19 protein-coding genes and 2 tRNA genes are annotated in these 21,037 nt (G+C 55.0%); 9 read left to right on the top strand and 12 right to left on the bottom strand.

The features are described from left to right. Positions 1 to 208 precede the first annotated feature (208 nt). The 3 genes from AC1RSM_RS11875 to AC1RSM_RS11865 all read left to right on the top strand — a co-directional run bounded on the left by AC1RSM_RS11875 (position 209) and on the right by AC1RSM_RS11865 (position 2,608). Entirely contained in the window at positions 209 to 2,098 is a 1,890-nt protein-coding gene (locus tag AC1RSM_RS11875; RefSeq protein WP_492932742.1) for an LTA synthase family protein, read from the top strand. Positions 2,099 to 2,157: 59 nt separating this feature from the next. After that, positions 2,158 to 2,234 (top strand) — tRNA-Pro (locus tag AC1RSM_RS11870). A gap of 113 nt (positions 2,235 to 2,347) precedes the next feature. Further along, positions 2,348 to 2,608, top strand: a complete 261-nt coding sequence (locus AC1RSM_RS11865) for a hypothetical protein (RefSeq protein WP_492932740.1) — start codon at positions 2,348 to 2,350, stop codon at positions 2,606 to 2,608. Between the two features lie 35 nt (positions 2,609 to 2,643). On the opposite strand, the gene AC1RSM_RS11860 is transcribed toward AC1RSM_RS11865, so the two are convergent. Together AC1RSM_RS11860 and AC1RSM_RS11855 are read right to left on the bottom strand one after the other, a co-directional pair. Next, on the bottom strand, positions 2,644 to 3,060 hold the full coding sequence (locus AC1RSM_RS11860) for a c-type cytochrome (RefSeq protein ID WP_492932738.1): 417 nt from the start codon (positions 3,058 to 3,060) through the stop codon (positions 2,644 to 2,646). Next, positions 3,057 to 4,685, bottom strand: a complete 1,629-nt coding sequence (locus AC1RSM_RS11855; protein ID WP_492932736.1) for a flavin monoamine oxidase family protein — start codon at positions 4,683 to 4,685, stop codon at positions 3,057 to 3,059. The genes AC1RSM_RS11860 and AC1RSM_RS11855 overlap by 4 nt, the downstream gene beginning before the upstream one ends. Before the next feature lie 288 nt (positions 4,686 to 4,973). Here AC1RSM_RS11855 and AC1RSM_RS11850 point away from each other — a divergent pair. Then, positions 4,974 to 5,050 (top strand) — tRNA-Pro (locus AC1RSM_RS11850). A gap of 89 nt (positions 5,051 to 5,139) precedes the next feature. On the opposite strand, the gene AC1RSM_RS11845 is transcribed toward AC1RSM_RS11850, so the two are convergent. Continuing rightward, positions 5,140 to 5,571, bottom strand: coding sequence for a PACE efflux transporter (locus AC1RSM_RS11845; RefSeq protein WP_492932734.1), 432 nt, complete (start codon positions 5,569 to 5,571; stop codon positions 5,140 to 5,142). A 97-nt stretch (positions 5,572 to 5,668) separates the two neighbouring features. Between AC1RSM_RS11845 and AC1RSM_RS11840 the strand changes: the two genes are divergently transcribed. Further along, positions 5,669 to 6,574, top strand: coding sequence for a LysR family transcriptional regulator (locus AC1RSM_RS11840; protein ID WP_492932732.1), 906 nt, complete (start codon positions 5,669 to 5,671; stop codon positions 6,572 to 6,574). On the opposite strand, the gene AC1RSM_RS11835 is transcribed toward AC1RSM_RS11840, so the two are convergent. Further along, positions 6,558 to 7,283, bottom strand: coding sequence for a transporter substrate-binding domain-containing protein (locus AC1RSM_RS11835; RefSeq protein WP_492932730.1), 726 nt, complete (start codon positions 7,281 to 7,283; stop codon positions 6,558 to 6,560). The genes AC1RSM_RS11840 and AC1RSM_RS11835 overlap by 17 nt on opposite strands. Before the next feature lie 82 nt (positions 7,284 to 7,365). Between AC1RSM_RS11835 and AC1RSM_RS11830 the strand changes: the two genes are divergently transcribed. Beyond that, positions 7,366 to 7,767 (top strand): DoxX family protein, encoded by a 402-nt coding sequence (locus tag AC1RSM_RS11830; protein ID WP_492932728.1) that lies wholly within the window; start codon positions 7,366 to 7,368, stop codon positions 7,765 to 7,767. A 79-nt stretch (positions 7,768 to 7,846) separates the two neighbouring features. Here the strand turns inward: AC1RSM_RS11830 and AC1RSM_RS11825 are convergent, their stop codons facing one another. Genes AC1RSM_RS11825 through AC1RSM_RS11815 form a run of 3 tightly spaced genes read right to left on the bottom strand, consistent with a single transcriptional unit; the run spans position 7,847 to position 10,411 of the window. Continuing rightward, a complete protein-coding gene (locus AC1RSM_RS11825; protein WP_492932726.1) occupies positions 7,847 to 9,208 on the bottom strand; it encodes a sensor histidine kinase in 1,362 nt (453 codons plus the stop codon). Continuing rightward, a complete protein-coding gene (locus tag AC1RSM_RS11820; protein WP_492932724.1) occupies positions 9,205 to 9,870 on the bottom strand; it encodes a response regulator transcription factor in 666 nt (221 codons plus the stop codon). The genes AC1RSM_RS11825 and AC1RSM_RS11820 overlap by 4 nt, the downstream gene beginning before the upstream one ends. A 1-nt stretch (position 9,871) precedes the next feature. Beyond that, complete coding sequence (locus tag AC1RSM_RS11815; RefSeq protein ID WP_492932722.1) at positions 9,872 to 10,411, bottom strand: PepSY domain-containing protein; 540 nt, start codon at positions 10,409 to 10,411, stop codon at positions 9,872 to 9,874. A 224-nt stretch (positions 10,412 to 10,635) separates the two neighbouring features. On the opposite strand from AC1RSM_RS11815, the gene AC1RSM_RS11810 reads away from it, so the two are divergent. After that, positions 10,636 to 11,046, top strand: a complete 411-nt coding sequence (locus AC1RSM_RS11810) for a hypothetical protein (protein ID WP_492932720.1) — start codon at positions 10,636 to 10,638, stop codon at positions 11,044 to 11,046. A gap of 324 nt (positions 11,047 to 11,370) precedes the next feature. After that, the gene (locus tag AC1RSM_RS11805) at positions 11,371 to 12,990 is read left to right on the top strand and encodes an acyl-CoA synthetase (protein ID WP_492932718.1); all 1,620 of its coding nucleotides are present in this window, start codon (positions 11,371 to 11,373) and stop codon (positions 12,988 to 12,990) included. Positions 12,991 to 13,204: 214 nt separating this feature from the next. On the opposite strand, the gene pstB is transcribed toward AC1RSM_RS11805, so the two are convergent. From pstB to ppk1, 5 genes are all read right to left on the bottom strand, one after another. After that, complete coding sequence (pstB, locus tag AC1RSM_RS11800; protein ID WP_003802766.1) at positions 13,205 to 13,984, bottom strand: phosphate ABC transporter ATP-binding protein PstB; 780 nt, start codon at positions 13,982 to 13,984, stop codon at positions 13,205 to 13,207. Positions 13,985 to 14,017: 33 nt separating this feature from the next. Beyond that, a complete protein-coding gene (gene pstA, locus AC1RSM_RS11795; protein WP_492932715.1) occupies positions 14,018 to 14,881 on the bottom strand; it encodes a phosphate ABC transporter permease PstA in 864 nt (287 codons plus the stop codon). Between the two features lie 12 nt (positions 14,882 to 14,893). Next, positions 14,894 to 15,832, bottom strand: a complete 939-nt coding sequence (gene pstC, locus AC1RSM_RS11790; RefSeq protein WP_492932713.1) for a phosphate ABC transporter permease subunit PstC — start codon at positions 15,830 to 15,832, stop codon at positions 14,894 to 14,896. A 219-nt stretch (positions 15,833 to 16,051) separates the two neighbouring features. Beyond that, positions 16,052 to 17,095 (bottom strand): phosphate ABC transporter substrate-binding protein PstS, encoded by a 1,044-nt coding sequence (gene pstS, locus AC1RSM_RS11785; protein WP_492932711.1) that lies wholly within the window; start codon positions 17,093 to 17,095, stop codon positions 16,052 to 16,054. Between the two features lie 98 nt (positions 17,096 to 17,193). Then, on the bottom strand, positions 17,194 to 19,266 hold the full coding sequence (gene ppk1, locus AC1RSM_RS11780; protein ID WP_492932709.1) for a polyphosphate kinase 1: 2,073 nt from the start codon (positions 19,264 to 19,266) through the stop codon (positions 17,194 to 17,196). A gap of 241 nt (positions 19,267 to 19,507) precedes the next feature. On the opposite strand from ppk1, the gene AC1RSM_RS11775 reads away from it, so the two are divergent. Beyond that, positions 19,508 to 20,998 (top strand): Ppx/GppA phosphatase family protein, encoded by a 1,491-nt coding sequence (locus AC1RSM_RS11775; RefSeq protein WP_492932707.1) that lies wholly within the window; start codon positions 19,508 to 19,510, stop codon positions 20,996 to 20,998. The last annotated feature ends 39 nt before the right edge of the window (positions 20,999 to 21,037 follow it).

The following is a 21,037-nucleotide window of genomic DNA, read 5'->3' as shown; positions in this document are numbered from 1 at the left end:
CAAACTTTAGCTCCTCTTTGACAGCAGGCTGTCTTATCAAGCGGCCTGCTTTTTTTCGCCTGTACGTATTCGTAGCAAACCGATACCTGCTCCTAGGGAACATGCCCGTTTAAGGACATCGTTTGCTCAATAAACTGACATACAATCGATGCACTTCGATGCCAGTGTCACGCCCGTGACGTGTGGGTCGACCAGGGACCACACTCTTATGCGCCATCTTGTTTACGTATTCATTCCATCCGCTCTGATTTTGCTGACAGCCTTCAGGCTGGCCTTTGCCCTTTGGCAATGGCCGCGGGTGCGTCAGGCAGGCGGGCTGTTGCCTATCTTGATCGGCGGCTTGCGAATAGATGCCCTGATGATTGCCGCTTTGAGCGCGCCTGTGGTCTTGTTGGCCCCTTGGCTGGGTCATTACTCCTGGATGACCACCATAGCGGCCATCTGGTTTACCTTCGCCTGGTTCTTGCTGACCCTGTTGGAAGTTTCCACCCCGCAATTCATTATTGAATACGACACCCGCCCCAACCGCCTGTATGTGGACTATTTGAAGCATCCTCAGGAAGTCATGGGCATGCTGTGGAAAGGCTACAAGCTGATGATAGGCGTAGCCTTGATTGGGCTTGCACTGATTGTGTATTCAGGCTGGTCGATTTTCGGCCACATTGCACCAGACCCGGTTATGAGCTGGTGGCTACGTCCTGTCTGGACACTGATCGGTGCTGTTCTGTGCGTGCTGGCCATACGGGGCACCTTGGCCCACCGCCCTATCAATCCTTCCTCGGTAGCCTGGAGCAGCGACAGCATGCTCAACACGCTGCCACTGAACTCGCTGTATAACGTGGCCTATGCCATTTACAGCATGAAGAACGAGCGCTCTGCCGAAGATATTTACGGTGGCATGGAAGTGAGCGAGATGAACCAGATCGTGCGTGATGCAGCTTCTTTGCCTGCCGGGCCGGACAATCTGCCCACCTTGCACCAGCAAACCCCGTCTCAGCAGCGCACCCGCAAGCCCAACTTGGTCTTGATTGTGGAAGAAAGCCTGGGCGCACAGTACGTCAGCAATCTGGGCGGGGCGAACTTGACCCCCGAACTGGACAAACTGGCGCAGACTGGCTGGAATTTCCGCCGCGCTTACGCCACGGGAACGCGTTCCGTGCGTGGTCTTGAAGCGGTCTCGGCAGGCTTTCCGCCTACGGTTGCCGACGCTGTCCTGCGTTTACCCGGTTCGCAAACCCGCTTTTTCACCCTGGCTCAATTGTTAAAAGAACAAGGCTATCGCTCACGCTTTATTTACGGCGGCGAGGCTCACTTTGACAATATGAAGAGCTTTTTCCTGGGCAATGGCTTTGATGAACTGCATGAGCAGTCCAGCTTTGAATCCCCAGAGTTCGTAGGCACCTGGGGCGCCAGCGACGAGGATATGTTCAATAAGCTGCACCAATTGCTTGGCCAGGATACGGAGCAACCCACCCTGACGCTGGCTTTTTCCGTCAGCAACCACTCGCCTTGGGAATACCCTGCTGGCCGCATCCAGGTTGAAGGCGACCCTGCCACAGTCGAAAATACAGTGCGCTATGCCGACTGGGCGATTGGCGACTTCTTCAAGAAAGCTCGCGAATCCGAATACTGGGACAACACGGTCTTTTTGATTGTGGCGGATCATGACTCTCGCGTAGGCGGGGCCAACCTAGTGCCTTTGCGTCACTTCCATATCCCTGCTTTGATTCTGGGCGCCGGTGTTCCCAGCCGCCAGGACGAGCGCATCATCAGCCAGATTGATCTGGCCCCCACCTTGTTGTCCCTGATGGGCATTGAAAGTGAGCACCCCATGATCGGGCGCGATCTGACCCAACAAGACAGCGACCGAGCCATGATGCAGTACTTTGAAAACTACGGTTATCTAAAAGGCGACATCCTGACTGTGCTGATGCCACACCTACCGCCTTGCCAATACCGCTACACCGCACCTGACAAATACGAAGAACTGGAACACATTGACCAAGCCCTGGCGAAAGAAGCCCTGGCTCATGTGCTGTGGCCTAGCTGGGCTTATCACGAACAGGCCTACACTCTGCCGCATCTGCAAAAACGCTAATTCTCTTCGGGCAAGGCTTGACGAAGCCAAGAATCCGTTCTATTATGCTTGTCTTTAGTCGGGGCGTAGCGCAGCCTGGTAGCGCATCTGGTTTGGGACCAGAGGGTCGTAGGTTCGAATCCTATCGCCCCGACCATTAAAGAATTAAAGGGTTAGTTCATTTTCTAGTGAACTAACCCTTTTTCTTTGCCTGTCTGAAACCTGATTTTCTTTATGCTTTAGACGCAAAATACGATCAGGAATCGGCAAATGAGCAATTCAAAAATTCTAGGCTTGAGCATTCTGTCCGTGCTGCTGTGCCTGATGACAGTGCCCACCCTCTTTCTCATCCTGCCCGTCTTTCTACTTCCCCTGCTGGCCTGCCTGATCAGCGCTTACGTCTACAGACGCGGCGTGCGCGGACAAGATCGAAGTTTCGGTATTCGAGCCATCACCCTGCTACCTTTTCCGCTTGCCCTGTTTACCTTCATCCTGTGCCTGATCTGGATTGGACAGGGCTATCAGGCCTGAAGCCCCAGCCCTGCCATCCGCAGACAAAATAAAGACTAGTTCAGATCAAAATACTGGTGGTCTTTAGGCCGCTGAGCAGCAACCTCTTTCGCACTAATCTTGTCACTGAACTCATTGCCAAAGTTAGAGCGTACATAATTGACGACTTCAGCAATCTGCTCGTCATTCATCACGCCCCCCAACCCGGGCATCCCTTTATTACCTTGGGTCACCATAAACACCGCATACGCGGGCGCTCCCAACTTGGGATTCTTGGACAGGGACGGATAAGTGCCCGCCCCCTGCGCACCTTTGCCATCCAGCATGTGGCAAGAGGCACAGACCTGCTCATACAGCTCCTTGCCCGTTTTCTGAGTAAAGACCTGGGTGTCACCCCCCACTACTGCCGTATCGGCATAGCTGACGGTGAGAAAACCCGAGGCCAGCAAGGCCGCTAAAGATCGCATCATCATGACTGGGCTCCTTTGGAATCGGCTTGCTGATTACCAACGATATGGCTGTGCAAACGAGTGATGGCATTCAAGGAAGACAAAATCGCCCCTTCCTGCCAGGCGTTGATGTAGGAAGCGTGCTCCCCGGCCAACACCATCCGCCCGTCGATCTGGCACAGATTGTCGTAATGCGCCTTGCGGGTCTGATCGGTCCACATGCCATAGCAGCCCAAGGTCCACGGAACCCGATGCCAGGCCACCGCCACCCCGTTTTCAAACTCATCCTTATATTGCGGGTGAATCTGCGCCCCATACTGGACGGCATGCTTGACTCGGTCTTCCGGACTGAGCGAAGACCATTCAGTGGCACTGGGCCCAAACATATAGCCACCCAGCAAGACACCCTTGCCCCCTGCATTCATCCCGCCACTGGGGTAGGAAATCTGCGTAATGGGCAAATCGGTATAGCTGATCCCGCCATAAATGGCTTCGTCATCCTCCCAGAACCGTCGCTTGAACTGCAGGCCGATCTTCACGGAAGGCGCGTAGGGAACCGCATCAATAGCCGCGCGCATTTCCTTGCTGGCATCCACATCAATCTGGCTCAGAATCGACAAAGGAATGGTGCAAACGCACCAGTCTGCCGTTTCCTTGTGCTCTTCGCCTTTGACGTGGTCGGTGTAGGTCACAGTCACTTTGCCATCGCCTTGCTTGATGGCCGTGACTTTTGCGTTAAAGGTAAACAGGCCTTCCAGCTCTTTGCCAAATGCCACCCCGATTTGATCCATCCCGCCAACGGGCTGGAACATGGTCTGCTGAAATTCGTACAGATCATGGATGCCCATATTGTGCCAAAGGCTGGAGTTCACAATATCGCCCAGGCCCAGAGGTTCGGAGAAAGTCGGCTCGGCATTCAGACCACCACCGGCATCACGCTCAAAACCACGCACCTCAGAGCTGGCATGGCCTTTTACATAAGCCATGTTTTTATCCAGAGCACCCCAGCTGCGCAGGGCTTCCAGCAGCTTTTCCTGATCTTCTTTGGAGATAGGGGCATCCAGCGCCTTGGTATTGATGGCCTTGGACAGGAGTTCGGCAACCTGTCCCTGAAAGTCCGCATGGATATGGCGAAAGCGCTGTGGCTTGCCATCGAAACTCTTGCTGCTGTGCAGGTAAGCGTTGTAGTTGTACTGGACAAAGGGCTCCAGCCGCACTTTGAGCCGCTTGCAATAGTCCATCAAGGCTCTGTGGTGATAAGGAATACGCCACGGGCCTGGATTGATGTATTGATCTTTATCGAACTTGACCTCCTGCTTGGCACCGCCCAGTTCGGTAAAACTGTCACCGCCATGCAAAGACCAGTTTCGGCCCCCGACTTTTTCCCGATATTCCAGAATTTTGACTTTATAGCCTGCGTTGCGCAGTTCTAAAGCGGCAACCATTCCGGCCAAGCCTGCCCCCAGAATCACAACAGAGGTTCCTGGCTTGGGCTTACCCTCAAGACGAATAGGGCCGTCGTAACTCCCTTCCGCCGCATGGCCCAGGCGCATCATGGCCTGATACATTGCCGCGCCACCTGCGGCATACCCGACCATGGTCAGGAAATGTCGCCGTGTCAGTATTCCACCCTGTGAAACTTGGCTCATCGTGCTCTCTCCTCTGGGAAAAGTGATGAGCAGCATCCGCCCCCCAACTTCTTTGCTAATCCCCGGTGCATGAATGCTACTCGTGTGGAAACCATCAAAGATCACAATGCTTTGTTATCAGCTTGTCACTTAACTATAAGCACTTAAAATGTTTAAGCCCAAGACAAGAAACACACCCTTACAGAGCTGTAACCGCCCCTGACACCCCCAATACGCCAGCCAGTTTCACCGTAAGGCAGGCATTTGCTTGCCAAGTACACAGGCACGGGATATAATTTTTTTCTTAGTCGGGGCGTAGCGCAGCCTGGTAGCGCATCTGGTTTGGGACCAGAGGGTCGTAGGTTCGAATCCTATCGCCCCGACCAAAAAAATTCAAAGGCCTTGCAGATTTTCATCTGCAAGGCCTTTTAGTTTTCCGGGCGCTTTAGCCAAGCTGTGGGACTAAAACTTGGCTTTAGCTGGTGCTGACGCCAACCGAATCGGGCAAGCCAAAAATTGCGTCAAAGGCCCAGTTGTAAATGAAGGCAAACACGGGAAAGAAAGCGAGCAGCACCAGCTCCATCATGAAAGCCTTCCACAAACTGATATCCAGCCACCAGGCAATCAGCGGAATCAAGATGGAAACCAGCATCAGCTGGAAGCCCGCCACATGTAACACTCGATGCCAGAAGGTACGGGCCTGAATGGCACGGCGACGTTCCCACGCTTCAAACAACATGTTGTAGAACAGGTTCACTGACACCGCGCAGGTACTGATCATGAACGACAACACCCCGCTTTCCACCGCCCCCGCCCCGCTCAAATGCCCCAATACGGTTGCCGCTACCATCATGCCCAGCAATTCGAACATGCCAACGTAGACCAGCTTTCGTTTCCATCCCTGCACGATAAATATCCTTGAACAAAATCTAAGAAAGGATGATTATCCGCAGTACGGCTTTTAGATAAAGTCAGATTCCATCAGTTTTACTTATGGGTTGAGCATGCTTAGCAGTGATCACCTTGAACTTTTGTTGGCCGTTGTCGAGCACGGCTCCTTTTCCGCCGCAGCGCGAGCCTTGCGACGCACCCAGTCTGCCGTCAGCATGGCCGTGGCCAATCTGGAGGCCGAACTGGATCTGTCACTTTTTGACCGCAGTCGCCGGGAACCCGTACCCACCGCCGAGCTACTGGCCATGTTGCCCGATGCCAAGCTGATCGCCAGCCGGCTCCAAGGTCTGCGTCTTCACTTGCAAGAACTGTCCGGTGGTTTGGAGAGCCATTTGCGCTTAGGGATGGTATGCGATGTAGACCCCAAACCGGCACTGATCGCGCTGCAAACCTTGGAAGAGCGCTATCCCGGCCTAGATATAGAGCTGCGCACCGCCCCTCAAGACGCTTTGATCAAGGCCTTGAAAGAACGGGAACTAGATTTATGCATTGCCTACGGGGGCCTGGAGCTGGAAAGCGTCGGTATTGTGCAATCACTCTGGACGGAAACCATCAGCGCCGTAGCCGCTCCCGGCCATCCCTTATTGCAGGACGGAGCGCGGCCATTGGAGGACTTGAAGGCTTATCGGCAGATTGTCATTACCAGCCCAGGAGGTGATATAAGCCAAGACCGCTCCATGCTCAGCCTGCGGCAATGGAAAACCGATAATTTGGCCCTGACGCTGGAACTGGTGGAGCGCGGCCTGGGTTGGGCGAATCTGCCCTTGTCTTGCCTGGGCCCTGCACTCACTGCGGGGCGCCTGCGCCGCATCCAGTTCTCTACCGGCAGCAATGGTCTGGACTTGCCCATCTACCTGCTGCAATCCAAAAGTCTGGATGCGGGTAAGGCGCAGGCCTTGTTCCGTCAGGCCCTGCAGGACGAATTGAATACGCGTATTCAGCCTATTGCGGCACCGTAACATTCGCCTGACCGCTATCAGCCAGAAACTGCGCCACCATTCCTTCCTTTTTCTGCCGGGCAATAAAGGCCTCCAGCCAGGAATGAGACAAACTACGCTCGGACGGAACGGCCATTGCCTGACGAATCACGGTGAAACTGTCAGACAAGACGCGCAGACCGCTGCGTGAACTGGCATAGCGCTCCAAGGGCTGACGCACGCCTGCCGCGGCATCCAGCTCTTGCTCCACAAACAGGTCAATCGCCGCAGCCGATGTCGCGGCTCGGACCAGATCGGCATGCTTTAAGGTACGGCTTAAAAACAAGTCGTAGGCAGCCCCTTTGCCTACTGCAATACACACGCCTTGCTGATCCAACTGATCGACCGTCTGAAAAGCGGAATCCTCACGGACCAAATAGGTCCCTTCGATATGCACATAAGCTTCGGTAAAACGGATTTTTTCAGCGCGCTTGGGATCAATCGCCAAGAAGGCTAGATCCCACTCGTCCTTGTATACGCCCTCGACGACCGCCTGGGCCGCGTCGTAGCTATGGAACTGAATACTTAAACCCAGCTCCTGCGCCACGCTGCGCGCCAGATCGGCGGAGGCACCCCGAGGCGATTGCTCATTGGCACCGCGTTGGGCAAGGACGGGATTGCCGTAGTTCATGGCAACACGCAAGACCCCGGTAGGGGCAAGTTCTGCTGCAACAGCCTGCTTTTGTGTCATGTAAATGCTCCGTCATACTTTTAAGAACCCGGTCTTCTACAATAACTCACCTTCCTGTCCCAATACATAATGGAGCGTTTGTATGTCTCGTGATGATCTTGGAAAACTTTTGCTGCGTGTCACAGTCGGAGTGCTGATACTGCTGCACGGCATCGCCAAGATACGCTATGGCATCGGAGGGATTGAGAAGATGCTGATCGCCAATAATATGCCGGGCTTTCTGGCCTGGGGCGTCTATATCGGTGAAGTGATTGCCCCCGTTTTAATGATCCTGGGCTTTTACGCCCGCGCTGGCGGCTTGATTGTAGCCATGAACATGCTCATCGCCTTATTGCTGGCCCACAGCAACCAGATCGGCAGCTTTAATGCCCAGGGCATTTGGGCTTTAGAACTGCAAGGCATGTTCCTGATCGGTGCCTTGACAGTCGGTTTGATTGGCGCCGGCCGCTACAGTCTGGGTGGCGAGAGCGGCCCCTGGAATTAAGCCTGCCCCGCCTTGGCAGAATTAAAAAATGCGCCCGTTTTAACGGGCGCATTTCATTGGAACAAGTCGTTAAAAGCATCTAGCTGGCCAGCGTCAAATCCAGGCGCAAACCACCTTTTGATGACGCACTGGCCTGCACCTGCCCCTGATAGCTGCGCGCCAGTTCACGCACAATATCCAGCCCCAGACCAAAGCCGGGATGACGCTCATCCGCGCGCTGGCCTCGGCCAAAAACTCGCTCCAGTTGCTCCGGGTCCAGCCCCGGGCCATCATCTTCCACCACCAGATGCAGCACATTATCTTGCTGCCAGACATGGCACCACACATTCTGTGTTGCCCATTTGCAGGCATTATCCAGCAAGTTACCCGCCATCTCCTGTAAGTCCTGCTCCTCGCCTTTGAAGATCAACGCGTTTTCGGGCAGGTCCAAATGAATCTGCTTATCGCTGTGCAAACGCCCCATCACCCGGCACAGGGCTTGCAGGCAAGTCGTCACATCGGTACGTACCCCAATCGCCCGCACCGCCATCGCCCGAGCGCGAGAAAGGTGGTGATCCACCTGCCGCTGGGCCAAAGCCACCTGCTCACTGACGACAGCAGCCAGATGAGGGTCTTGCGCTTGCGCGGCATTGCCCATAATCGTCAAGGGCGTCTTGACCGCATGGGCCAAATTACCAGCTTGGGCGCGTGCCCTGTCCACCATGCCTGCGTTAGCGCTCAGCACCGCATTGAAGTCATCCACCAAGGGCTGAATTTCAGTGGGAAAGCTGCCCCCTACCTGAGGTTGCTGCCCTTCACGCACTTCCAGCAAACGGCGTCGCAGCAGTTGCAAGGGATACAAAGCCAGCACTACTTGCAGTACCGCCGCCAGAATCAGCCCAAGCGCCAGACCGCCTAGCGACAGCACTAGAATCCGTTCAAAACGCGCCAAAGGTTCTGCCAAGAGTTCCCGATTGCCCGCCACCATGATTTGCAGGCTTTGCCCCTTGTCGTTGACCTCATCCAGCTCCTGGCGCAAGACCACCAGACGCTGCTTTTCCGGGCCAGTCAGAGACAAAACACCAGAGGGGGTATCCGCCGCATTCACATCCAGCGCCTCGTCCCACAATGAGGTAGAGCGCAAAGCCACGATCCATTGATCGCTCTCGACCTCTTGACGGGCAATTTGCCAGTACATACCGGAATACGGCTGCTCAAACAGGGGGTCGCTCAAGCGCGACTGCAAGGTCACGCTGTCCGCACTGTCCAGATTCACGTCAGCCATGATCTGGTCCAGATGGGTTTGCAAACGCTGCTCAAACTGGCGGTAGACATGGTCCTGGAACAGGCGGTTCAAACCCAGGCCCGCCAAAATGATACTGAGCAAAATCCAGGCCAAGGTCCCCAGCAGCAGCCGGCTGCGCAAAGAGCCCAAAGCAGTGCGGCTGCGCGCGACAATCATGCTTTAGGGTCCACCAGACGGTAGCCCATGCCACGCACAGTCTCGATATAAGCAGCGGGCAGTTTCTTGCGTAAGCGGCCAATAAACACTTCGATGGTGTTGGAGTCCCGCTCGAAATCCTGGGAGTAAATATGCTCGGTCAATTGCGTGCGCGACAGCACTTGCCCAGGGTGATGCATCATAAAGGCCAAAAGCCGGTATTCATGGCTGGTCAGTGATAAGGTCATGCCCGCGCAAGCTATCGAGGAGGAGCGTGCATCCAGCTCCAGCTCGCCTAGCAGCAAGCGAGGGTTCGCCTGCCCGGCAGCACGACGCAGCAAGGCCCGCATCCGAGCCAGCAATTCTTCCATATGAAATGGCTTGGCCACATAATCATCGGCCCCGGCATCCATGCCTTCCACCTTGTCATGCCAGTCATTGCGCGCCGTCAGAATCAGCACCGGCATATTGATATCCGATGCCCGCCAGCGGCGCAGCACCGACACGCCATCCAGTCCCGGCAAGCCCAGATCCAGCACCACCGCATCAAAGGCTTCGACTTCGCCCTGATAATGGCCCTGCTCTCCATCATGGGCGACCTGAACGGCATAGCCCGCCCGCTCCAGTGCCTGCTGCAATTGCGCTGCCAAGGTGGGTTCGTCTTCGACAACCAGTATCCGCATATCAACGTCCTTTGGAATGCGAGCGCTTTACGCCCCGCACAAGCAGCACTTTGGCATTCAAGGCGTCCACTTTCAGACGCAGCAAACGGTTGTCATCAAACAGCATGCGTATGTCGTACACCCAGAGCTCAAAGCGCTCATCATATTCAAACTGCACCCGCAGAACTCGTCCGGGATAATCATCGCGGACGCGCCGCAATACTTCTCTAAGCGGCAGGGCCTCGCCACGGCGCACCGCCTCTCGGGCCTGATCGTGGCCTCGATAAGCCGGGCCCGGCGGCCAATAAGGGCTAGGCCCAAAGCGCTCATTGGGGGGAGGCGCAGGAGGTGGGCGACCAGCACAGTCATCCTCCCGCAGCTCATCATGCCAATACTCATGTCCCGACCAGTCTGCGGGCTCATCCGTCCCCCAACGCGAATCGCCCTGCCGCGGCACATCACAGGCAGAGTCATCATGGGAGTGGGCCATTGCCAGCGGCATCAGGGCGGTCAGGACCGCAGCCAGACACAGCAGCAATGCAGATTGTTTAATGGACATCATGGGAACCGGTATGCGCAACACGAAAAAGAGGGATCAAAAGATCACGCCCCCTTATATAGCAAGCTGCGGATGAACATAACATGAACAGCGACTTCAGTTTAGATTCAGAGGCCACTACGCATAATGGGCACCAGGCTGACAGGAAAGCACCACTTCCCCCTCCAAAACGGAAGCTACCCAGGAATCTGACAGCACTACTTTTTGATTACTTGAAGGAGCTAAACATGAAACGCACTTCCCTTTTCTCCGCCTTGGTTTTGAGCGCCAGCCTGTTGGGCGGCACCGCTGCCATCGCCCAGGAAGCCGCTACGACTGCCCAGGCCCAAAGCGCTACGACGCAGACTCGTCAAGCTCGTGAACACAAACCCCTGACGGCAGATCAAGTCAAAGATATCGGCCCAGCCTACCAACGCCTGAAGGACGCAGGCTACACCAAGGTTGGCAGCCTGCACCAACGCGGCGACCGCATCATGGCCATGGTTGTGGATAAAGACGGCAAAGTCGTCCGTGTCCAGGCCCAAGGTGAAAACGGCGCCTTTAGCGTTGTAGAACGCAAGACCGATGGTCAACACCGTCGTGGTCACCGCGCTGGTCATGAACAGCAGCGTGACGCCGCCACGAAAGAGGCCAAATAAGCTTTGAGCTTGAGCCTGTTCAGAATCACTTTCCCCTAAGCAAGTGAAGTTAGCCGTTGCTGTTTGCTGTTGTTGTTCGCATTGTTATTCAAAGCAGTAGTCAGTAGTTGTAGCTAGTAGGTGTAGTTGTAGTAAGCTGGACGAAAAACGGCGCCCCCCAGCGCCGTTTTTCTTGCCCACTCGAGTTACACAGAATCCGCCCCCTTTTCACATCCGCCTTTTCCAATCCCCGTTCTGCTTTATCTACTGACTAGCCCGGATAGGGTCATCCCGTCTAAGGCGTTAGGATGGAGTTGTGTTTCACCTTTGGAAAACCTGTCTCCCATGCTGTCTGCTGATTCTGTTTACTCACAAAGCTACTCGGAATTTCACTGGTCCATCCCCGAGCACTACAACATCGCTCAAGACGCCTGCGACAAGTGGGCTGACGGTTCAGGCCGCCTGGCCTTGATCCAGCAACTGCCCGATGGTCAGGTCAAGCGCTATACATTCGATCAACTCAAAGCCTGGTCCGATTCTTTGGCTGCCGCCTGGCAGGCCCAAGGCATACAGGCCGGCGACCGCATCGCCATCTTTTTGGCACAAGGTCTGGAAACCGCACTGGCGCATTTAGCAACGTACAAAATCGGGGCGATTGCCATGCCCTTGTTCACCTTGTTTGGCACAGACGCCTTGCGCTACCGCTTGAATGACTCAGGCGCCAGTACCTTGATTACTGACGCACAAGGCTTGGTCTCGGTGCTGCCTTTACTTGACCAGCTGCCTGAGCTTAAACACCTTTATCAAAGTGATAGCCAGCACGACCAGAAGCCGGCGCGCTCTTTGTGGCAAGCCATTCAAGATCACCCCGAGCCTGTAACAGGAACGCTGCACACCCGCGCTGACGACCCTGCCCTGCTGATCTACACCTCTGGCACGACCGGCTCTGCCAAGGGCGCCTTGCATGCCCACCGTGTATTGCTGGGACACCTTCCAGGTGTGGAGATGTCGCACAATTTCCTGCGCCCCGGTGAAGGACTGATGTGGACGCCCGCAGACTGGGCCTGGATTGGAGGCTTGTTGGATGTATTGCTGCCGGCCTGGCACCACGGCATCCCGGTCCTGGCTTACCGCTTCCCCAAGTTTGACGCGCAAGCCACTTGGAAGCTGATGTCCGAGCACGGCGTCACCCATACGTTCTTGCCCCCCACTGCCCTGAAAATGCTGCGTCGCAGCCAATGGTCACGCGAACAATGGCCTTTAAAACTGCAATCCATTGCCAGTGGCGGTGAGTCTTTGGGTGCACAACTTCTGGACTGGGCCAAGCAAGAGCTGGGCATCACCATCAACGAGTTTTACGGACAGACCGAGTGCAATATGATCGTGTCCTCTTGCTCGGCCTGGTTTCCCGGCCAGGCAGGCAAAATCGGCAAGGCCGTACCGGGCCATAAGGTCGCTATCGTTGATGATCTAGGGCAAGTGCTAAAACCGGGGGTAGAAGGACATATCGCCGTGCAATCTCCCGATCCGGTCATGTTCCTGGGCTACTGGCAACGAGCAGAAGCCACACGCGACAAGTTTGTGGGCGACTGGCTGCTGACTGGCGACAAAGGCACGCAGGATGAGCAGGGCTACATCCAGTTTGTTGGCCGTGATGATGATGTCATCACCAGCTCAGGCTATCGCATTGGCCCCGGCCCGATCGAGGACGGATTGATGGGCCATCCGGCCGTCGCCCTGGCCGCTGTCATTGGTGTGCCTGACCCCGAACGCACAGAGCTGGTGAAAGCCTTCATTGTGCTGAAGGAAGGCTTGGAGCCGTCCGAGGCCCTTATCGAAGAGATTCAGGAGCACGTCAAACACCGTGTGGCGGCACATGAGTATCCCCGGCTGATCGAGTTTTTAGATGCTCTGCCCATGACGACCACTGGAAAAGTCATTCGTCATGCTTTGCGTAAACGATAAAGCTGTAAGCTGGCCCATGCGTAGCGGCAAAAGCAGACACTTTTAAGGGCAGACCAAAACGCTGATCCCAGAAAAAGAAAAACCCCCGAAGGCCTGAAGATTTCTCCAAACTTTCGGGGGCTTAGGGCCAGAGCATCCGCCCGGCCCTGCTGTATCGATCCCGCTGGGCTCGGATCCACCCGGACGAACACGGGTTTAGCCCGAGCCTGCCTGATTAACCGAAACGACCCGTAATGTAGTCCTCGGTTTCTTTGCGTGCTGGCTTGACGAAAATTTGGTCCGTTTCGCCAAACTCCATCAACTCGCCCAGGTACATATAGGCGGTGTAATCCGAACAACGAGCAGCCTGTTGCATATTGTGGGTCACGATGACTACGGTGTAGTCCGTTTTCAATTCCGCGATCAGCTCTTCAATCTTGGCAGTAGAAATCGGGTCCAGAGCCGAACAAGGCTCATCCAGCAGCAAGACTTCTGGCTTGATCGCCACACCACGGGCAATACACAGACGCTGTTGCTGACCACCGGACAAGCCATTACCGCTTTGGTGCAGCTTGTCTTTCACTTCATTCCACAGCGCTGCTTTGGACAAGGCCCATTCCACGCGCTCGTCCATTTCACCCTTGCTCAGTCGCTCGAACAAACGCACGCCAAAGGCCACGTTGTCGTAAATGCTCATGGGAAACGGAGTGGGCTTCTGAAACACCATGCCCACTTTGGCGCGGATCAAGGAGATGTCCTGCTTGGAGGTCAGCAGGTTTTCGTTATCCAGCAAAATTTCACCTTCTGCACGTTGGCCGGGGTACAGCTCGTACATGCGGTTCAGCGTGCGCAGCAAGGTGGATTTACCGCAACCCGAAGGTCCGATAAAGGCCGTCACTTTCTTTTCCTTGATGGACATGTTCACGTTGCGCAGGGCATGGAACTTGCCATAGAAGAAATTCAAGTTACGGATTTCAATCTTGGTCGATTCGTCGGAGGTAATAATTTGACTCATAGCGTTGGCCGACAAGGGCGCTCCGTGAAAACGTTATTTTTGGCGGAAAAGGCTGCGAGCCAGGATATTAATACCCAGCACCAGCAAGGTGATCAGGACCGCACCAGCCCAAGCCAGACGGTTCCAGTCCTCAAAGGGGCTGGCAGCGTATTGGAAAATCACCACGGGCAAGTTAGCCAGTGGCGCGTTCATGTTCAAAGACATGAACTGATTGTTCAGCGCCGTAAACAGCAAGGGCGCGGTTTCACCCGCAATACGGGCCACGGCCAGCAAGACACCGGTCACAATGCCGGGCAAGGCCGCACGGTAGGAAATGGACATCACAATCTTCCATTTCGGGCAGCCCAGCGCCGCCGCCGCTTCCCGCAAGCCGTTAGGCACCAGCAGCAACATATTGTCGGTGGAGCGAACCACAACTGGAATCACCAAAATAGCCAGAGCCAGTGCACCAGCCCAACCCGAATAGTGCCCAACTTGCGCCACGTAGACTGCGTAAATGAACAGACCAATAATGATGGACGGTGCAGACAAGAGCACGTCATTCAAAAAGCGGGTCGCCGGAGCCAACCAGCCACGCTGGCCATACTCGGCCAGGTAAGTGCCGGCCAGAATACCGATGGGCGTACCAATCAAGGTGCCCACACCCGCCATCATCACACTGCCAACAATGGCGTTCAGCAGACCACCCTCGCCACCAGGAGGCGGAGTGCTTTCCAGCAGCAAGGACCAGCCCATGGCACTGCTGCCCTTTTCGATCAAGGTCCAGATAATCCAGAACAGCCAGAACAGGCCAAAGATCAGAGCAGCAAAAGACACACCCAGCATCAGACGGTTGAAAATCTGTCGACGCTTGTAAATCGGGTTGCTCAGACTAATTGCAGATTTTTTATCAAACATGGTAGGTGATCCTTAGCGCGATGTGCCTTCGCTCTTAGCCAGACGCAGCAAGAGCAATTTGGAGATCGCCAGCACAACCGTGGTGATCAGGAACAGGATCAGGCCCAGCTCCAGCAAGGCGGACTTTTGCATGCCACCGGCTTCGTTAAATTCGTTGGCCAAGGCCGACGCAATCGAGTTGGACGGCGAGAACAGCGAGTTGGGCAGATTAAAGGAGTTACCAATCACAAAGGTCACCGCCATGGTTTCACCCAGCGCACGACCCAGGCCCAGCATAATTCCGCCAATCACCCCGTTTTTGGTAAAGGGCAAGACAACGCGCCACATCACTTCCCAGGTGGTACTGCCCAGGCCGTATGCAGACTCTTTCAGCATGGGAGGCACCAGCTCGAACACGTCCCGCATCACTGCCGTAATAAAGGGGATCACCATGATGGACAGGATCAAACCGGCCGTGAACACACCAATACCGAAGGGAGGGCCGGCAAAGATTTGACCGAGCACCGGCACACCGGCAAAAAGGGAGATCAGGGCTGGCTGCACGTAGGTCTGAAACAGGGGCACAAAAACGAATAAACCCCACATGCCATAAATAATGGAGGGGATCGCGGCCAGCATTTCAATGGCGGTACCTAAGGGACGCCGTAACCAGGCGGGCGACAGTTCTGTCAGGAACATGGCAATCCCGAACGAGACCGGCACCGCAATACAGAGGGCGATCAAGGAAGTCAGCAAGGTGCCGGCAATGGGCACCAATGCACCATATTCGTTATTGACCGGATCCCAGTTATTCGTCCAAAGGAAAGAGAAACCGTATTCGGCAATCGATTCCCGGCTTCCATAGATCAGGGAAATAGAGATGGCAGCCAGCAAAATGAACACGAAAAACGCAAAGGAGCGCGTCATGTTCTTGAAAATGCCGTCCATAAAGGCGTTCTGATTTGATTTCATGTAGACAGATGAAGGGTCAGGCCGGAATGGGACAAACGCACTGCAACCGATTCACGGATTCTGTAACAGCCAGAGCTGATCAGAGCGGTAAAACGGAGGACTTCACGCGCTGTGCGTCCAAGACAAAACCGTAATTTTTACATAATAAAGACGGCGCCACCTAAAGGTGGGCCGTCTCACAAGATCAATTTACAACTGACCTGTATTTGAACACGAATCTTACTTCCAGACCGCAGCGCCGTCTTTAGACTTGATCTCGGAAGCCCAGGCTGCCTTGATCTGATCCGTTACATCTTTGGGCAAGGCAACGTAATCCAGCTCTTCAGCCGATTTGGCACCGTTTTCAAAGGCCCAGTTAAAGAACTCCAGCACTTCCTTGCCGCTTTCAGGCTTGTCCTGCACCTTGTGCATCAAGATGAAAGTGGCCGAAGTGATAGGCCAGGATTGTGCACCTGGCTCTTCGGTCAGAATCACACCCATGCCAGGCGTACCAGTCCAGTCTGCATTGGCCGCGGCAGCTGCAAAGCTTTCCTGACCAGGCTGAACGAACTGACCATCCTTGTTCTGCAACTGAGTCCAGGACAGTTTGTTTTGCTTGGCGTAAGCGTATTCAACGTAACCGATCGAGTTCTTCAGCTGGCGAACGTAAGCGGCTACGCCTTCGTTACCCTTGCCACCTTGACCGGCAGGCCACTTCACAGCCTTGCCTTCACCAACCTGAGATTTCCAGTCTGGCGACACTTTGGACAGGTAGTTGGTCCAGCCAAATGTGGTGCCCGAACCGTCGGAGCGGTGAACCACCACGATGTCTTTGTTAGGCAAGGTCAAATCGGGGTTCAGTGCCTTGATGGCCTCGTCATCCCACTTGGTGATCTTGGCCAGGTAGATGTCGCCCAGTACCTTACCGGACAGCTTCAATTGGCCAGGCTCGATGCCTTCCACGTTGACTACTGGCACCACACCACCGATCACGGCGGGGAACTGCAGCAGGTTTTCTTTTTCCAGGGTCTCGACCTTCATCGGGTCATCCGATGCGCCAAAGTCCACGGTCTTGGCAATAATTTGCTGCTGACCACCACCCGAACCAATCGACTGGTAGTTAACGCGGTTATTGGTCTGCTTGGCGTATTCAGCCGCCCACTTTGCATAGATAGGGTAAGGGAAAGACGCGCCGGCACCGGTGACGTCCGCAGCTGTGGCAGTGGCTGCAAAGGCGCTAAATGCCAGAGCAATACTTACCTTGTTGAATACACGTTTTAACATCGAGAAATCCTCTTGATGATAGTCAGATGACAGGCCCACCCTGTATGTGACGTCATATTAAACAAGCTATATGACACGTTCGTGACAGTCTGTTTTTTTCACACACCGCCCAGGCGCTGCATCAGATGCAAATGCAGATTAAATGGCGCCCCACGACTTCGGATGCGATTATACGTGCCATCGGGACTGGCTTTCCAGGACAGCTGGTTATCGCGCAGCGCATAGGTAAATGCCTCTGCAATCACCCGTTTTCTCAGGCTGCGGTCCAGAACCGGTACACCCAGCTCCACACGCCGGAAAAAGTTGCGATCCATCCAGTCAGCTGAAGAAATAAAGACCTCTTCCTGGCCGCCATTGTAGAAATAGAAAACGCGCGAGTGCTCCAGAAAGCGTCCGATGATAGAACGCACCTGAATGTTTTCCGATAAGCCCTTGACCCCGGCGCGCAAGGCGCAAGCACCGCGCACAATCAGGTCTATCTCGACCCCGGCCTGACTGGCGTCATACAGGGCCTGAATGATCTTGGGTTCCAGCAAAGAGTTCATCTTGGCCATGATGCGCGCCTTCTGGCCTGCCAAGGCGCGCTCTGTCTCTGCCTGAATCCGATCCATCATGCTGTCGTGCAAGGTAAAAGGCGATTGCAGCAACTTTTTCAAGGGGCGCCAGGCTCCCAAGCCCGTCAGCATGGAAAACACCTTGTCCATGTCCTCGCACACATCTTGATTGGCGGTAATCAGACCAAAGTCCGTATACAGACGCGCCGTGCGGGGGTGATAGTTCCCCGTCCCCAAATGCCCGTAGCGACGAATAGAACCGCCCTCGCGGCGCAAGACCAGGGCCATCTTGGCGTGAGTTTTATGCCCCACGACACCGTAGCTGACATGTGCCCCCACCTCTTCCAGCTTGGCGGCCCAATTGATATTGGTCTGCTCGTCAAAACGGGCCATCAGTTCCACCACTACCGTGACTTCTTTACCCGCGCGCGCTGCCGACAAGAGGATGTTCATCAACTCCGAGTCTTCACCTGTACGGTAAATAGTCTGTTTGATGCCCACCACAGCCGGGTCTGCCGCTGCCGCTCGCAAAAAGCTCAGAACAGGCTGAAAGGACTGATAAGGGTGGTGCAGCAATTGGTCTTTGCGCGCAATCGCCTCAAAGAACTGCGCTGGGGACTCAAAAGAGGAATCAAAGGGGGCTGGAATGGGCGCACGATAGTCCGAAAACAGCAGATCAGGACGGTCAGGCACATTGCACAGCTGCATCAAGCGGGTCAGATTGACCGGGCCGCTGACGCGATAGGTATCGAGCACATCCAGCGAGAATTCGCTTTGCAAGAAACGCTCCAGGCGCTGCGGCATGGAACGATCGATCTCCAAACGCACGGCCGCACCGAAGTTGCGTTGCGACAGCTCCCCTTGCAAGGCCGCTCGCAAATTGGTGACTTCTTCCTCGTCCACGAACAAATCGCTGTTGCGCGTCACGCGCCACTGATAGCAGCCTTTCACGTCCATGCCGGGAAACAGTTCCCCCACAAAGACGCTGATCAGGGAGGTCAGCAGCATATAGCCTTGGGGAATGCCAGCAATGTCATCGGGCACGCGAATCACACGCGGTAAAGCGCGAGGGGCCTGCACAATGGCAATCGTGCCGGTACGCGCAAAGGCGTCTTCACCACTTAATTCGACAATGTAATTCAGACTTTTGTTGTAGACCCGCGGGAAAGGGTGCGCCGGGTCCAGACCGATAGGCGTGAGCAAAGGCATGACATCACGCAAAAAGGTTTGATAGGCCCACTCACGCTGCGCCGGTGTCCATAGCGCGGTCAGCAGCAGGCCAATGCCCTCGTCCATCAAAGTGGGCAAGACCTCGTCCATCAACAGATCATTTTGCCTGTCCACCAGTTGGTGGGCAGCGGCCTGCACTTGCTCGAAAGCCTGCTGCGGTAAAAACCCATCGTCCCCCACCTGGAGAGGGTTCTGCAAAATCTGTTCTTTCAGGCTGGAGATACGAATTTCAAAGAACTCGTCCAGATTGGAGCTGACGATACAGATGTAGCGCAAACGCTCCAGCAAGGGCGTGGTCGGATTTTCGGCCATAGCCAGAACTCGCTCATTGAACTTGAGCAAGGACAACTCACGGTTTAGCAAAGTTGAATCTTGGGAAGGCTGCATAGTGAGGTCGTTAAAAAAGCCAAAGAAGATGGGATCGTGAGACTTTTACTACATGAATGTTACAGCTCTATGACCCCTAGCTTTTTGAAGTCTAAATCACAGTAACGCTCCGGCCTTACAAATACCCTATCGCCTTGGAAAACAAGCTTTAGTCTATCTTTTCTTAATTTTCCTGTTTATGTAACAAAAGCCATGATTAATGTCCTTATAATCGCACAGTAATCATCCCGAGCAATGCCTCATGGAACAACTTCTTGCCGCTGTGGACCTGGGCTCCAACAGCTTTCGTTTATCCATTGGACGAGTGGTTCAGCACAATGGTCATGCCCAGATCTACACCATAGACCGTCTCAATGAATCCGTCCGACTCGCCGCAGGCATGGGCCCCGATAAGTACATCAGCCCCGATGCTATTGAACGCGCCGTAGTCATCCTGAAACGCTTTAACGAACGCCTGGCCGGTTTTCACCCCAATCGTGTTCGCGCAGTGGCCACCAATACCTTTCGGGTTGCCCGCAACCTGAGCGAAGTTCTGCCAGCTGCCGAGGCCGCATTCGGCTTTCCTATCGAGGTCATCTCCGGCCACGAAGAGGCCCGTCTGATTTTCTCCGGGATCAGCAATGAACTGCCCCCCTCCCCCAATCGACGTCTGATGATAGACATTGGTGGCGGCTCAACAGAAGTCATTATCGGCAAAGGACTCAAACCTTTGCTGCTCTCTTCCTTGTACATGGGCTGTGTCAGCTATACGGACAAGTTCTTCTCTGATGGCGTGATCACAGAAGATCGCATGAACAATGCAATCCTCACTGCGCGCCGCGAGCTGGAAGGTATCACCCGCCAGTATCGCAAGACAAGTTGGCAGGAAGCCTACGGCTCCTCTGGAACGGCCAAGGGCCTGATCGCTATCTTGCAAGAAAACGGTATGTCCAAAAAGGGCATTACGCTGGAAGGCATGGAACTGCTGCGCAAGCGGCTGGTACAAGATGGCAAAGTGGACACGCGCCACCTGAGCGGCATCAAGCCACATCGCGCACCCGTGCTGGCAGCAGGCCTGGCGATTATGATGGCCGCCTTCCAAGAGCTGAAAATTCGCCAGATGTTGCCCGGTGAAGGTGCTCTGCGCGTCGGGGTGCTTTACGACATGCTGGGCCGTGAATCAGAACACGACCAACGCGATCAAACCGTGCAGCAGATGGTCAAGCGCTATCAGATTGATACGCGACAGGCCAATCGTGTCCATCAAGCTGCACTGCAATTTTTCAAGCAACTGAAGTTGCCCGATACCTCAGAAGTCCAAGAGCTGGAACGTCAGCTGGGCTGGGCAGCCGATCTGCACGAGGTGGGCCTGAGCATTGCCCATGCCGATTATCACAAGCACACCGCCTACGTACTGGAACACGCCGATATGCCCGGCTTTTCCAACGACGATCAGGCCCTGCTCAGTTTTCTGAGCCTGGGTCATCAGGGCAAGCTGGGCAAGCTCAAGCGCTTTGAGACGAATAATGCCTGGTGGCTGACGCTGCTAAGCCTGCGTCTGGCCGTCATGTTGATGCGCCGCCGTGAAGACCGCGAGACTTTGCCCCTCAGCCTGCAAGTGCGTGGCAAGACGGTGCTGATTCATCTGGATCATGAATGGATGTCCAGCCACCCCTTGTCTCAGGCTTCCTTGCTGGCGGAAGTGCAAGCTTGGCAAAGCGATATTAATGATCTGAATCTGGAACTGGTCTAAGGCAGTCCAGCTCCAGCCCGTCCAAGCCTGAAGCCAGGC

This window comes from Alcaligenes sp. GW821-FHT11D07, from assembly GCF_058808495.1.
Note: the sequence above shows the minus strand (reverse complement) of the source record. Positions and strands in the feature narration are given on the sequence as shown.